The sequence below is a fragment of the Haematobacter massiliensis genome (assembly GCF_000740795.1).
Taxonomy (GTDB): Bacteria; Pseudomonadota; Alphaproteobacteria; order Rhodobacterales; family Rhodobacteraceae; genus Haematobacter; species Haematobacter massiliensis.
In genome coordinates, this window is the sequence record NZ_JGYG01000045.1 from 1 (window position 1) to 452 (window position 452).

The 452-nt window shown below is 57.5% G+C and carries 1 protein-coding gene; it reads right to left on the bottom strand.

The genetic code is table 11. The features are described 5' to 3' along the window. Window positions 1-342 (bottom strand): acyltransferase family protein (locus tag CN97_RS19680; protein ID WP_035715328.1); only part of this gene is annotated, 342 nt, incomplete at its 3' end. Window positions 343-452 lie beyond the last annotated feature (110 nt).

Here is a 452-nt window from a genome sequence, read left to right on the forward strand (position 1 = left end):
CGCGAGGGCCAGCGTCTTGTGCCTGCGCAACAGATAGGAAAGGAGCCGGTAGATGATCAGCCCCCAGAGGAACCAAAGGTGGATCTCCGGCCTGTACCAGGATGTGAGAATATAGCTTGTCGGGCGGCCCTGAACCACGGTGTTGATCACCGTCCACAGCCCGCATATCCACAGCAGGTCCAGAAGCTTCCGGTTGAAGAAGTCTTTCCATGGACCGGACAGCGAATGGGCAACGACGACGCCGGACACGAAGAAGAACAGCGGCATCCGCATGGAGAGCAGCGGCGCGTTCACGGCAAAATAAACCGGATGAGGCGTGAACCCGACCGATGAGGACACCATCAGAACATGTCAGAACACCACGAGAATGACAGAAATGCCCTTGGCGGTATCCAGAGCATGAAGACGCATGCCGCTGTGTGCGGCTGGCTTTCCAGTCACAGCGTTTATCC